Origin of the sequence: Mycobacterium sp. (assembly GCF_035314665.1) — a bacterium.
In the GTDB taxonomy this organism is placed as follows: domain Bacteria; phylum Actinomycetota; class Actinomycetes; order Mycobacteriales; family Mycobacteriaceae; genus Mycobacterium.
In genome coordinates this window covers 1-12895 of sequence record NZ_DATFZD010000318.1, presented here as the reverse complement: position 1 = coordinate 12895, position 12895 = coordinate 1, and the positions used below count along the sequence as shown (strand labels likewise).

Below are 12895 nucleotides of genomic sequence, written 5' to 3'. Positions count from 1 at the left end.
CGGATGACCGGGATACCGGGACAGCGGCGGCCGCTTTCAAGCTCATCATGGTGTAGAGCAGATACCCACTAGCCTCGGCGAATAAAACCTCCAGCGTTTGGCACGGTGCCGGGCGGGGAAAAACAGCAACACCAAAGCATGCGAAGGAGGTTGCGATGCCCAATCCGTCAATCAAAGACGAGAAGCTCTATCAGGAGTTGCGCAAGCAAGGAGACACCAAGGAAAAGGCCGCTCGGATCTCCAACGCCGCTGCCGCGCGCGGCCGTTCCCGCGTGGGCAGGTCAGGTGGGAAGTCCGGCTCGTATCAAGACTGGACTGTCCCAGAACTCAAAAAGAGGGCCAAACAGCTTGGCATTGCCGGTTATTCGCACTTGACCAAGGACAAGCTGATTACGAAGCTCCGTAACCACTAAGCGGTGTCGGCCCTCGGCTCGTCAGCTTGCGGGCCGTTGGCGCGGAACCTCGGGATGTGCGTCGTACCAGCGGTCTTCGATTCTGCGCACTCGCCGGTGCTCGACCGCCAGCCACACCAGACCGAACGTCATCGTCCCGACGGCGACGACACCTGTGGTCATGCCCTGGCTTTGGTGCCCGGTCCCGAAGGCCGCCAGACAACCCACGACGGCGATCACGCCGGCCACGACGAGTAGATAGCCGGGCCAGCGCAACACATCGATCATCGACTCGCCCGCGTGTGACCGCGTCGTCCGCACATGGTCGACGGGGTCACGATAGGTGTCACCCATAACTGCGTCCCCTCTCCCAGCCTTTTAGGCCGTACCTACCACGGTAGATCGACCAAGGACGGCGCGGAAGTGATTGCCGGCAGTCCGGTTAACCAGGCAGAACATGTCCGGCGATGGGGGGGACACCCATGGTGAGCGTCACAAGCATCAGCATCAACAAAAACCAGCCGGCACCCTGCCATGGCCACCAGGTGCCGTAGCTGCGCCAGATGCGATACGTCCGCCAAAATGCCCGGCACCCCGCGGCCAGCAGGATCAGCGGTGCACCGAACGCCAGGATGGTCAGCTGGGGCGCGCCACACGCGACGGTGTCGACGGCCATCGCGCCCTTGCAGGTGCTGGCCCATAGTGCGGCCACGACAAGGAACGCCACTCCGGCGACCGCGGATAGGACCGTGAACCGCACGGCCGCGTGCACCTCGTTGTCTTCACGCCCGAGGTGGTCGCCTTCTGAGCGCTGACGTTGTGTTTGCATTTCGAACCTCGCCGGAGCCTGAAGAGCCTAGCCATCATCACGTGCCGTCACACACGCCACACCCGTATACCCCGAGATCAGCCAAGGGTAAACACATCGCGGAGGGCCGCGATCGCCTCGTCGATCTCGGCGTGCGCAACGGTCAAGGCCGGTCGGAACCGTACGCTGACTTGACCGCTGGGCAGCACAATCACCCCGCGTTGCCACAACCGGCCGAGTAACTCGTCGCGCTCGGCCGTAGTCGTCAGGCTGAACGCACACATCAAGCCGCGGCCGCGGACATCGTGCACGACTGTTGGGAAGTCGTCGGCGAGTTCGTCGAGGCGGGTCCGCAGATAGCGGCCCATAACGGTGGCATTCTCGAAGAGGCCGTCGGTGTCGATGACCTCCAAGATGCGCCGGGCGCGGACCATATCGGTGAGGTTGCCGCCCCACGTCGAGTTGATTCGGGAAGTCACCGCGAACACGTTGTCGACGACTTCGTCGACTCGCCGTCCGGCCATCACCCCGCACACCTGCGTCTTCTTACCGAACGCGACCACGTCGGGTACAACGTCCAATTGCTGGTAGGCCCAAGGGGTTCCGGTCAAACCGCAGCCGGTCTGCACCTCATCGAAGATCATCAGCGCGTTGTATTCGTCACACAGCGCGCGCATCTCGGCGAAGAACTCGGACCGGAAGTGCCGGTCGCCACCCTCGCCTTGGATGGGTTCGGCGATAAAGCAGGCGATGTCGTGCGGGTAGGCCTCGAAAGCTGCCCGGGCCTGGCGCAGCGACTCGGCTTCCGAAGCGTCGATATCCACGCCGCGACGTTGGTAAGGCGCGTCGATGCGCGGCCAGTCGAACTTGGGAAAGCGAGCCACCGTCGCCGACTTGGTGTTGGTCAGCGACAGCGTGTAGCCGCTGCGCCCGTGAAACGCCCCGCGTAAGTGCAGCACCCGGGTGCCCAGCCCCGGATCGATGCGGCGTGCTTCGTTGTGCCGGCTCTTCCAGTCGAACGCGACCTTCAGCGCGTTCTCCACCGCCAGCGCACCACCGTCGACGAAGAACAGATGCGGCAGCGCCGGATCGCCCAGCACCCGGGCGAAGGTTTCGACGAAGCGCGCCATCGGTACCGAGTAAACGTCGGAGTTACTCGGTTTGTTGATCGCGGCGTCGGTCAGCTCGGCGCGGAACTCGTCGTCGTACGCCAGCGCCGGATGGTTCATGCCCAGAGCCGACGAGGCGAAGAACGTGAACATATCGAGGTAGCGACGGCCGTCGCGAGCGTCGACCAGATACGAGCCGGCCGAGCGACCCAGATCGAGCACAAAATCCAGGCCGTCGACGAGAATGCTGCGCGCCAGCACCTCGTGGACCTGGTCAGGTGCGAGCTGCAGATCGGAGAGTGCCACTACGCCGGTCATGACATCGAGCGTATCAGGAATTTTTACGGTATCTTGACAGATGGCCGTATCTATTACGGTACAAACTGTCGATCGTCGTAAAATGTCTGTAAAATGATCGTGCTGCGGGTCCGGACATTGGCGGCTGTCCGGATCTGCTGCAACAGCTCCTCCAGCGCTCGCGCAGACTCGACGCGCACCAGCAGGATGTAGCTTTCCTCACCGGCCACCGAGTGACACGACTCGATCGCCTCGATGTGTTCCAGGCGAGCCGGCGCATCATCGGGTTGAGAGGGATCGAGAGGAGTGATGGCCACGAACGCCGACAACAAATGGCCGAGGGCTTCGGGATCGACCCGTGCCGAGTACCCGGTCACCACGCCGCGAGACTCCAGCCTGCGCACGCGCGACTGGACCGCCGAGACGGACAGTCCGGCGCTCGCCGCCAGCTCCGCCAATGTCGCGCGGCCGTCGGCGACCAGCGAGCGCACCAGTATCCGGTCGATGTCATCGAGCGTCTCTGCCATGGCCGGAGAGTATCTGCCGACGTGGCGGTTGCGGGAGCGCTTCGCCGCCGGGCTGTCCGCCATGTACGGCAGCGAGGTGCCGGCCTACACCACGCTGGTCGAGGTGAGCACACAGGTCAACCGTGATTACGCGACGCGGCATCCGGGCGCGCAACGGCTGGGCTCGCTGTCCCGGGTGACCGCCGAGCGGCACGGCGCCATCCGGGTCGGCACGCCGGGCGAGCTGGCCGCTGTCGCCGACCTGTTTTCGGCGTTCGGCATGGTCCCGGTCGGCTACTACGACCTGCGCGACGCCGTCTCACCGGTTCCGGTGGTCTCCACCGCATTCCGGCCGATCGACGCGGACGAGTTGGCGCGCAACCCGTTTCGGGTGTTCACCTCGATGCTGGCGCTCGAGGATCCGCGCTTCTTCGACGCCGACCTGCGCGCTCGCGTGCAGACGTTCGTGGGCCGCCGCGAACTGTTCGATCCGGCGTTGATCGCGAGGGCGCGGGTGATCGCGGCCGAGGGCGGCTGCGACGCCGACGAGGCCGATGACTTTGTCGCGCAGGCCGTGGCGGCCTTCGCGCTGTCCCGCCAACCGATCGAGAAGTCCTGGTATGACGAGCTATCCCGGGTATCTGCGGTGGCCGCCGACATCGCCGGAGTCACGTCCACGCACATCAATCACCTGACGCCGCGCGTGCTCGACATCGACGAGCTGTACCGGCGGATGACCGCCCGGGGCGTCACGATGATCGACGCCATCCAGGGGCCGCCCTGTTGGGACGGACCCGCGGTGTTGTTGCGTCAGACGTCGTTTCGCGCACTCGCCGAACCACGCCGGTTCCGCAACGACGCCGGGACGGTCGTCGACGGCTCGCTGCGGGTGCGCTTCGGCGAGGTCGAGGCGCGCGGAGTGGCACTGACACCCAAGGGCCGCGAGCGCTACGACGCAGCGATGGCTCGTCTTTCGGGTAACGACCACCCGGCAGCGGTCTGGGGCGAGTACTTTCCGGCGACCGACGACGAAATGGCCGCCCAGGGACTGGCCTACTACCGCGGCGGCGACTCGTCCAAACCCATTGTCTACGAAGACTTTCTGCCCACCTCGGCGGCCGGAATCTTCCGGTCGAATCTGGACCGCGATACCGAGACTTTAGCGGCCACCGGAATCGTCGACGACTCCGGCTACAGCGTGGACTGGATGGCGGGCGCGATCGGCCGGCACATTCACGACCCGTACCTGCTTTACGAATCGCTTTGCAAGGAGGCAACCTCGTGAGCACCCACCTGCCCACCGCGGACGAGTTGCGCACCCGCGCCCGACGCGCGCTGGACTCAGTCGGCTGCAAGCTGGCCCTCGGCGGGCCGGGCGAACACGGCCTGCCCGCAAGCACGCCGGTCACCGGCGACGTGCTGTTCACTGTCGAGGAGACCACGCCACAACAGGTCGAGCGGACGATTACGGATGCCGCGCAAGCATTTTCGAGTTGGCGAGCCACACCCGCTCCCGCCCGCGGCGCACTGGTGGGCCGGCTGGGCGAGCTGCTCGCCCTGCACAAGCATGACCTCGCCACCCTGGTGACGATCGAGGCGGGCAAGATCAGCGCCGAGGCGCTGGGCGAAGTGCAGGAGATGATCGACGTCTGCCAGTTCGCCGTCGGCCTGTCGCGTCAGCTCTACGGCCGCACGATCGCCTCCGAGCGGCCGAGGCATCGGCTGATGGAGACGTGGCATCCGCTCGGCGTGGTCGGCGTGATCACCGCGTTCAACTTCCCGGTCGCGGTGTGGGCATGGAACGCCGCGGTGGCGCTGGTCTGTGGGGACACCGTGGTGTGGAAACCGTCCGAGCTGACGCCGTTGACGGCGCTGGCCTGCCAGGCGCTGATCACCCGTGCCGCCGGCGATGTCGGCGCGCCACCGGCGGTGAGCGCCCTGATCATCGGAGGCCGCGAGGTCGGCGAGCAGCTCGTCGACCACCAGCGGGTCGCGTTGGTGTCCGCGACCGGCTCGGTGCGGATGGGCCAGCAAGTCGGACCCCGCGTCGCGCGGCGGTTCGGCCGGTCGCTGCTGGAGCTGGGCGGCAACAATGCCGCCGTCGTCACGCCGTCTGCCGACCTGGACCTGGCCGTGCGCGCCATCGTGTTCGCCGCTGCCGGCACCGCCGGCCAACGCTGCACCACGCTGCGCCGGCTGATCGTGCATCGATCGGTGGCCGACGACGTGGCAGGGCGCATCGCCGCCGCCTATCGACAGCTGCCGATCGGCGATCCGTCTACCGACGGCACGCTGGTCGGCCCGCTCATTCACGAAACCGCCTACCGCGACATGGTGGGCGCGCTGGAACAGGCCCGTGCCGATGGTGGCGAGGTGGTCGGCGGCGAACGCCACGACGTGGGCCACCCGAGCGCGTACTACGTCGCGCCGGCGGTGGTGCGGATGCCGTCGCAGACCGACATCGTGCACACCGAGACGTTCGCGCCGATCCTGTACGTGTTGGCCTATGACGACCTCGAGGAGGCGATTGCGTTGAATAACGCCGTGCCACAAGGCCTGTCGTCGGCGATCTTCACCACGGACATGCGGGAGGCGGAACGCTTCATCGATGGCTCCGACTGCGGCATCGCCAACGTCAACATCGGCACCTCGGGCGCCGAGATCGGCGGCGCGTTCGGTGGCGAGAAGCAGACCGGCGGCGGCCGGGAGTCCGGGTCGGACGCCTGGAAGGCCTATATGCGCCGCGCCACCAACACCGTCAACTACTCCAGCGACTTGCCGCTGGCTCAAGGCGTGCACTTCGGCTGAGGCTGCCGTGTGGTCAGCCGTGCGCGCCGTCCGTCGGCGCGGCGCTCCGGCCACTGAAGCGAAGCATGAAGATTGCCGTGGCAATACCTATTACCAGCAGCCCCAAGGCACCCAGCTCGAGCAGCAGGCGGTTGAGCTCCTTGTCCGAATGCACCTGCTCGGTTGCGGCTGTCACGATCAGGATCCGTCGCACGCAGGCAATCAAGCCGATGAAGAGGAAGGGTTCGGCGGCGATTTCGTGATACAGCAGGACGGCGCGGAGCGTAGCGGCAATCTCGGCGATGATCAGGACCATTAGGACGCGGTCGAGGACCAAGACACTGCCCTGCAGGGTGTCGACCTTATGGGTCGCGACTTGCACGACGGCTTCTCCACCGCCGATCACTATCATGACCGCGGCCGCCACCAGTAGCAGGAAGGCGATCCCGTAAATCAAGGTTTCGAAACCGTGGACCAGGACGCCGACTCGATGACTCAACCCCGTGCGTTCGGTCGGGCTTCTCTCGTCCATCGGTCAGCGATTCTATTCTCGGTTGCCCGACGGGCGGCCTGAGAAAACGCTAGGGATCGTCCGCTAATTCGCTGAGTTAACGAACCTGCTGGTAGGACTGCACTGCTGGCTTCGCGATAGGTGCGGTCCCGGGGCCCGTTATTGACGCAGGCGCGGGCAATGACAGGTTTGCAGAGCCTTCCTGAGCGTTGACGGCCTGCGGGAAGGATCGACAAGTAGCATCTGGTCTATGCGAACGCCGCGGCGCCGGTTATCTCCGGACGACCGCCGCGCCGAGTTGCTGGCACTAGGCGCGGAAGTCTTCGGCCAACGACCCTACGACGAGGTCCGAATCGACGAGATCGCCGAGCGGGCCGGGGTGTCCCGGGCGTTGATGTATCACTACTTTCCGGACAAGCGGGCGTTCTTCGCCGCCGTCGTCAAAGGACAGGCAGACCGGCTGTTCGAGACCACCAACGCCCTGCCGTCACCTGGCCAGTCGCTGTTTGAGGAGACCCGGGACGGCGTCCTGGCCTACATGCAGTATCACCAGGAGCACCCGCACGCCGCCTGGGCCGCATACGTTGGCCTGGGCCGCTCCGATCCGGTCTTACTCGGCATCGATGACGAGGCCAAGGATCGGCAGATGGAACACATCATGAACCGCATCAGGGAAGTCGACGGCCCCGATACCGTTCTCGAGCCCGACGTGGAACGCGACCTGCGAATCGTCGTGCATGGCTGGCTGGCACTGACCTTCGAGGTTTGCCGGCAGCGGATCATCCACCCCGAAACCGACGCGGGCCACCTGAGCGAAACCTGCGCTCACGCACTGTTGGACGCAATCACCCGGGTCAACGGGATTCCCGACCAACTGGCCAAGGGGGTCAGCTCCGACCAGCGGTAGCCCCATTGTCGGTGCCCGCTGGCACCATGGCTAGGTGACCACCGCGCCCGCCGATCCACTCGCACGGTTCAGCGTCGTCACCCGCGACTGGTTCGCCGGTACCTTCGCCGAGCCCACCCCCGCCCAGTCCGACGCCTGGGCGGCGATCGCCGACGGCCACAACACCCTGGTCATCGCGCCCACCGGATCCGGTAAGACGCTGGCGGCGTTTCTGTGGGCGATCGACCAACTTGCCAGCTTGACTGGCGCGCCGCGCGACGAGCGAACGCCCGGCACCCGGGTGCTGTACGTGTCACCGCTGAAGGCCTTGGCCGTCGACGTCGAGCGCAACCTGCGCACCCCGCTGGCGGGAATGACCCGGGTTGCCGAACGGCGGGGTCTACCGCCGCCGGAGATCACCGTCGGGGTGCGGTCGGGCGACACCCCGCCCGCGCAGCGCCGCCAGCTCATCACCACACCGCCCGACGTGTTAATCACCACGCCCGAGTCGCTGTTTTTGATGCTGACGTCCGCGGCCCGACAGACTCTGGCCGGCGTGCAGACCGTGATCGTCGACGAGATCCACGCTATCGCCGGCACCAAGCGGGGAGCTCACCTGGCGCTGTCGCTGGAACGGCTCGACGACATGCTGGCCGCACCCGCGCAGCGCATCGGCCTGTCCGCGACCGTGCGCCCGCCCGAGGAGGTGGCCCGATTCTTGTCGGGTGCATCGCCCACGACCATCGTGGCGCCGGCGGCGGCCAAAACCTTCGAGCTGACCGTGCAGGTGCCTGTCCCGGATATGGCCAACCTGGCGGACAACACCATCTGGCCCGATGTGGAGGCGCGTCTGGTCGACCTCGTCGAAGCGCATAACTCGACGATCGTGTTCGCCAACTCCCGGCGGCTGGCCGAGCGACTGACCGCGCGGCTCAACGAGATTCACGCTGAACGGTCGGGCGTCGAGTTGCCGTCGGCCACCAACACACAGGTTGCCGGTGGCGCACCGGCTCAACTGTTGGGTAGCGGCCAGACCTACGGCGCGCCCACGCTGTTGGCGCGCGCCCACCACGGCTCGGTGAGCAAGGAGCAGCGCGCCATCGTCGAGGAGGAGCTCAAGACGGGGCGACTGAAGGCGGTGGTGGCAACCTCCAGCCTGGAGTTGGGAATCGACATGGGTGCAGTCGATCTGGTGATCCAGGTGGAGACGCCGCCGTCGGTGGCCAGCGGCCTGCAACGCATTGGACGCGCCGGACACCAGGTCGGCGAGATCTCTCAAGGGGTCCTTTTCCCCAAGCACCGCACCGATCTGATCGGTTGCGCGGTGGCGGTCCAGCGCATGCTCGCCGGTCAGATCGAAACGATGCGGGTACCGACCAATCCGCTGGACATCCTTGCCCAACACACCGTTGCCGCGGCGGCGCTGGAACCGCTCGACGTCGACCGCTGGTTCGACACCGTGCGACGCAGCGCCCCGTTTGCGACGCTGCCGCACAGCGCTTTTGAGGCCACTCTGGATCTGCTGTCGGGCAAATACCCGTCGACCGAGTTCGCCGAGCTGCGGCCGCGGCTGGTTTACGACCGCGACACCGGCACCGTGACGGCTCGGCCGGGCGCGCAGCGGCTGGCGGTCACTTCCGGTGGCGCGATCCCGGACCGCGGCCTGTTCACCGTCTACTTGGCTACCGATTCGGAAAAGCCTTCTCGTGTCGGCGAACTCGACGAAGAGATGGTCTACGAATCGCGCCCGGGCGATGTCATCTCGTTGGGAGCCACCAGTTGGCGGATCACCGAAATCACCCACGACCGGGTGTTGGTAATCCCGGCGCCGGGTCAGCCGGCCCGGTTGCCGTTCTGGCGCGGCGACGATGCCGGGCGTCCCGCCGAGTTGGGCCAGGCGGTCGGCCAGTTCACCGGCGAACTGGCCGCCCTGGCCCGCGAACTATTCGAGAAGCGTTGTGCTGAGCTTGGTTTCAACGAATTCGCTACCGAGAATCTGTGGCGGTTACTGGACGATCAGCGCACCGCCACCACAGCGGTGCCCACCGACACCACCCTGCTGGTCGAGCGGTTCCGCGACGAGCTGGGCGACTGGCGGGTGATCCTGCACTCCCCTTATGGCCTGCGGGTGCACGGCCCGCTCGCGCTGGCGGTTAGCCGGCGCCTGCGCGAGCGCTACGGCATCGATGAGAAACCGACCGCCTCTGACGACGGCATCGTGGTCCGGTTGCCGGACACTGATCTTTCTGGCGGAGACGGTGCTCCACTCGGTGCTGAGCTATTCGTCTTCGACGCCGACGAGATCGACCCCATCGTCACCGCGGAGGTGGGCGGTTCCGCGCTGTTCGCCTCGCGATTCCGGGAGTGCGCGGCGCGCGCGCTGCTGCTGCCGCGTCGGCATCCGGGCAAGCGGTCGCCGCTGTGGCACCAACGTCAGCGCGCCGCGCAGCTGCTCGACGTGGCCCGCAAATATTCGGACTTCCCGATCGTGCTGGAGGCTGTCCGCGAATGCCTGCAGGACGTCTACGACGTGCCGACACTGGCCGCGCTGATGGGCGACATCGCCGCGCGCAAAGTGCGCGTGCTCGAGGTCGAAACCGCCACGCCGTCGCCGTTCGCGGCGTCGCTGCTGTTCGGTTATGTCGGTGCGTTCATGTACGAGGGCGACAGCCCGCTGGCCGAGCGCCGCGCCGCGGCCCTGTCGCTGGACGCCACGCTGCTGGCCGAACTGCTGGGCCGGGTCGAGCTGCGCGAGCTGCTCGACCCGGAGGTGGTCACCGCTACCGGCCGGCAATTGCAGCATCTTTCGGCCGACCGGACGGCCCGTGACGCCGAGGCGGTGGCTGATCTGCTGCGAATGCTCGGCCCGCTGACGACCGAAGAAGTCGCCGCCCGCGCCGGCGGCGCCGATGTCGGCGGCTGGCTGGAGGGTCTGTTGGCCGCCAAACGTGCGCTCGCGGTTTCTTTTGCCGGACAGAGCTGGTGGGTCGCGATCGAAGACATCGGCCGGCTGCGCGACGGCGTCGGGGTGGCCGTGCCGGTCGGCGTGCCGGCCAGCTTCACCGAGGCGGTCAGCGACCCGCTGGGTGAGCTCCTGGGCCGGTACGCGCGCACCCACGCGCCGTTCACCACTGCCGACGTCGCCGCCCGGTTCGGCCTGGGCCTGCGGGTGGCCGCCGACGTGCTGGGTCGGCTCGCCGCCGACGGGCGGCTGATCCGCGGCGAGTTCTCTGCCGAGGCGACCGGTGACCAGTGGTGCGATGCCGACGTGTTGCGGATCCTTCGCCGCAGATCGCTGGCGGCGCTGCGGGCGCAGGTCGAGCCGGTCAGCACCAGCGCCTATGCACGTTTCCTGCCGGGCTGGCATCAGGTCGGCTCGGCTGAGCATTCCAGCAACGGAGGGCTCGAGCAGCTGGCGGCTGTCATCGATCAACTGGCCGGCGTACCGCTACCGGCCTCGGCGATCGAGTCCCTCGTGCTGCCCCCTCGGGTGCGCGACTACTCCCCCGCGATGCTCGACGAACTACTGGCCTCCGGCGAGGTTGTCTGGTCGGGCACCGGATCGATCTCGTCCGGCGACGGCTGGGTCGCGTTTCACCCTGGCGACTCGGCGCCGTTGACTCTGGCTGCCCCCGCCACGATCGAGCTGACCGCGGCTCACCAGGCGATCCTGGACACCCTGGCCGGCGGTGGGGCCTTCTTCTTCCGTCAACTCGGGCAGACCGGCATCGGCGAGCACGAGCTCAAAGCCGCACTGTGGGAACTCATCTGGGCCGGCTCGGTCAGCGGCGACACATTCGCGCCGGTTCGCGCGATGCTCGGCGGCGGCCCGGGCACCCGCAAACGGTCCACCCCGGCGCACCGGCTGGGCCGCGGAGCACGCCCACCCCGGCTGAGCCGCTACAGCGTCGCGCATGCCCAGTCCCGTGCCACCGACCCCACAGTGGGAGGCCGCTGGTCTGCACTGCCGCTACCCGAACCGGATTCAACGCTGCGGGCACATCACCAAGCCGAGTTGCTGCTGAACCGCCATGGGGTGCTGACCAGGGGTGCGGTAGCCGCCGAAGGCCTGCCCGGTGGATTCGCGATGCTCTACAAGGTGCTGAGCACGTTCGAGGAGGCCGGCCGATGCCAGCGCGGCTATTTCGTCGAGTCGCTGGGCGGTGCCCAGTTCGCGGTGGCATCGACGGTCGACCGGCTGCGCGGCTACCTGGACGGCATCGATTCCGAGCGTCCCCAGTACCGGGCGGTGGTGCTGGCTGCCGCCGACCCGGCCAACCCTTACGGCGCGGCGCTCCCCTGGCCGTCCCGCGTGCCGGAGGAAGACGGGGGTGCCCGGCCGGGCCGAAAAGCCGGTGCGTTGGTTGTGCTCGTCGACGGCGACCTGGTCTGGTTTGTCGAGCGCGGCGGGCGTTCGCTGTTGACGTTCTGCGAGGATCCCGACGCCAATCGCGCAGCGGCCGCGGCGCTGGCCGAGTTGGTCACGACCGGGCGGGTCAGTTCGATCCTCGTCGAGCGCATCAACGGCATCGCGGTACTCGGACCCGACGCGTCGGCGCCGGCCGTCAGCGCGCTATCTGACGCCGGGTTCGCCCGCACCCCACGCGGGTTGCGGCTGCGGTAGCGCATGCCCGAGGGTGACACCGTCTGGCACACCGCAGACACGCTGCGGCGGGCACTGGTCGGTCGAACACTGACGCGATGCGATGTGCGAGTGCCGCGCTTTGCGGCTGCCGACCTGACCGGTCAGCAGGTCGATGAGGTGCTCAGCCGCGGCAAGCATCTATTCATCCGCGTCGGACCGGCCAGCATTCACTCACATCTGAAGATGGACGGCAGCTGGCGGGTGACCTCCCGGGCCGTGCGTAGCGACCACCGGATCCGGATCATCCTGGAAGCCAACGAAATCCGCGCAGTCGGCATCGATCTGGGCATGCTGGAAATCCTCGACCGCGCCCACGACGGCGACGCGGTCGCACACCTAGGACCCGATCTGCTGGGCGACGACTGGAACCCACAGGTCGCCGCGGCCAATCTGACCGCCCGCCCGGATCGACCGATCGCCGAAGCGCTGCTGGACCAGCGGGTGCTGGCCGGGATCGGCAATGTCTATTGCAACGAGCTGTGTTTCATCAGCGGGCGGCTACCTACCGCGCCGGTGAGCGCGGTCAGCGACCCGCACCGGCTGGTGTCCCGGGCCCACGCCATGCTGTGGGCCAACCGCGACCGGTGGAACCGCTGCACCACCGGCGACACCCGGGCGGGCCGGCAGCTGTGGGTCTACGGGCGGGCCGGGCAGAGCTGCCGTCGCTGCGGCACCCCGATCAACTACGACGGCAGCGGTGAGCGGGTGGCGTATTGGTGCCCCGCCTGCCAACGCTGAACGCCGAGAACATGTCCGTTCGGTAAACGATGGGAGGGGCTCCACGTGCCCGGCCGTGGCATGCGATGATCGCAATGTCTGCGGCTTGTACTGCCGTCCCCAACACTCGCGCGTTTGCTCAGCGGAGAGGTTAAGGAATGACGACCACACAAATGTGCTCGCGCCGCTGTGCGCGCTCGCTATTGGCCGGCATCGTCTTGTCGGTCGCACTGCTTA

Annotated in this window: 11 protein-coding genes; 6 read left to right on the top strand and 5 right to left on the bottom strand. The window is 67.2% G+C overall.

Features of this window, described 5'->3' with window-relative positions; genetic code table 11:
• The first annotated feature begins 155 nt into the window (after positions 1 to 155).
• Positions 156 to 413 (top strand): DUF7218 family protein, encoded by a 258-nt coding sequence (locus VKI00_RS22160; RefSeq protein WP_324441267.1) that lies wholly within the window; start codon positions 156 to 158, stop codon positions 411 to 413.
• Between the two features lie 21 nt (positions 414 to 434).
• On the opposite strand, the gene usfY is transcribed toward VKI00_RS22160, so the two are convergent.
• The 4 genes from usfY to VKI00_RS22140 all read right to left on the bottom strand — a co-directional run bounded on the left by usfY (position 435) and on the right by VKI00_RS22140 (position 3133).
• Positions 435 to 746, bottom strand: a complete 312-nt coding sequence (gene usfY, locus VKI00_RS22155) for a protein UsfY (protein WP_324441264.1) — start codon at positions 744 to 746, stop codon at positions 435 to 437.
• An 88-nt stretch (positions 747 to 834) separates the two neighbouring features.
• Entirely contained in the window at positions 835 to 1221 is a 387-nt protein-coding gene (locus VKI00_RS22150; protein WP_324441262.1) for a hypothetical protein, read from the bottom strand.
• Between the two features lie 77 nt (positions 1222 to 1298).
• On the bottom strand, positions 1299 to 2627 hold the full coding sequence (gene lat, locus VKI00_RS22145; protein WP_324441260.1) for an L-lysine 6-transaminase: 1329 nt from the start codon (positions 2625 to 2627) through the stop codon (positions 1299 to 1301).
• Between the two features lie 53 nt (positions 2628 to 2680).
• Positions 2681 to 3133 carry an Lrp/AsnC family transcriptional regulator gene (locus tag VKI00_RS22140; protein WP_324441258.1) on the bottom strand — a complete coding sequence of 151 codons (453 nt, stop codon included), beginning with the start codon at positions 3131 to 3133 and terminating at the stop codon, positions 2681 to 2683.
• Here VKI00_RS22140 and VKI00_RS22135 point away from each other — a divergent pair.
• Positions 3132 to 4397, top strand: a complete 1266-nt coding sequence (locus VKI00_RS22135; RefSeq protein ID WP_324441255.1) for a VOC family protein — start codon at positions 3132 to 3134, stop codon at positions 4395 to 4397. The two genes, VKI00_RS22140 and VKI00_RS22135, sit on opposite strands and share 2 nt — an antisense overlap.
• Complete coding sequence (locus VKI00_RS22130; protein WP_414687259.1) at positions 4394 to 5920, top strand: aldehyde dehydrogenase family protein; 1527 nt, start codon at positions 4394 to 4396, stop codon at positions 5918 to 5920. The genes VKI00_RS22135 and VKI00_RS22130 overlap by 4 nt, the downstream gene beginning before the upstream one ends.
• Before the next feature lie 13 nt (positions 5921 to 5933).
• On the opposite strand, the gene VKI00_RS22125 is transcribed toward VKI00_RS22130, so the two are convergent.
• Complete coding sequence (locus tag VKI00_RS22125; protein ID WP_324441253.1) at positions 5934 to 6356, bottom strand: phosphate-starvation-inducible PsiE family protein; 423 nt, start codon at positions 6354 to 6356, stop codon at positions 5934 to 5936.
• A gap of 304 nt (positions 6357 to 6660) precedes the next feature.
• On the opposite strand from VKI00_RS22125, the gene VKI00_RS22120 reads away from it, so the two are divergent.
• Genes VKI00_RS22120 through nei2 form a run of 3 tightly spaced genes read left to right on the top strand, consistent with a single transcriptional unit; the run spans position 6661 to position 12679 of the window.
• Positions 6661 to 7317: a TetR/AcrR family transcriptional regulator gene (locus tag VKI00_RS22120; RefSeq protein ID WP_324441251.1), complete on the top strand. Its 657-nt coding sequence runs from the start codon at positions 6661 to 6663 to the stop codon at positions 7315 to 7317.
• A 34-nt stretch (positions 7318 to 7351) separates the two neighbouring features.
• Entirely contained in the window at positions 7352 to 11920 is a 4569-nt protein-coding gene (locus VKI00_RS22115) for an ATP-dependent helicase (RefSeq protein WP_324441249.1), read from the top strand.
• 3 nt (positions 11921 to 11923) lie between these two features.
• Positions 11924 to 12679 carry an endonuclease VIII Nei2 gene (gene nei2, locus VKI00_RS22110; RefSeq protein ID WP_324441246.1) on the top strand — a complete coding sequence of 252 codons (756 nt, stop codon included), beginning with the start codon at positions 11924 to 11926 and terminating at the stop codon, positions 12677 to 12679.
• Positions 12680 to 12895: the final 216 nt, after the last annotated feature.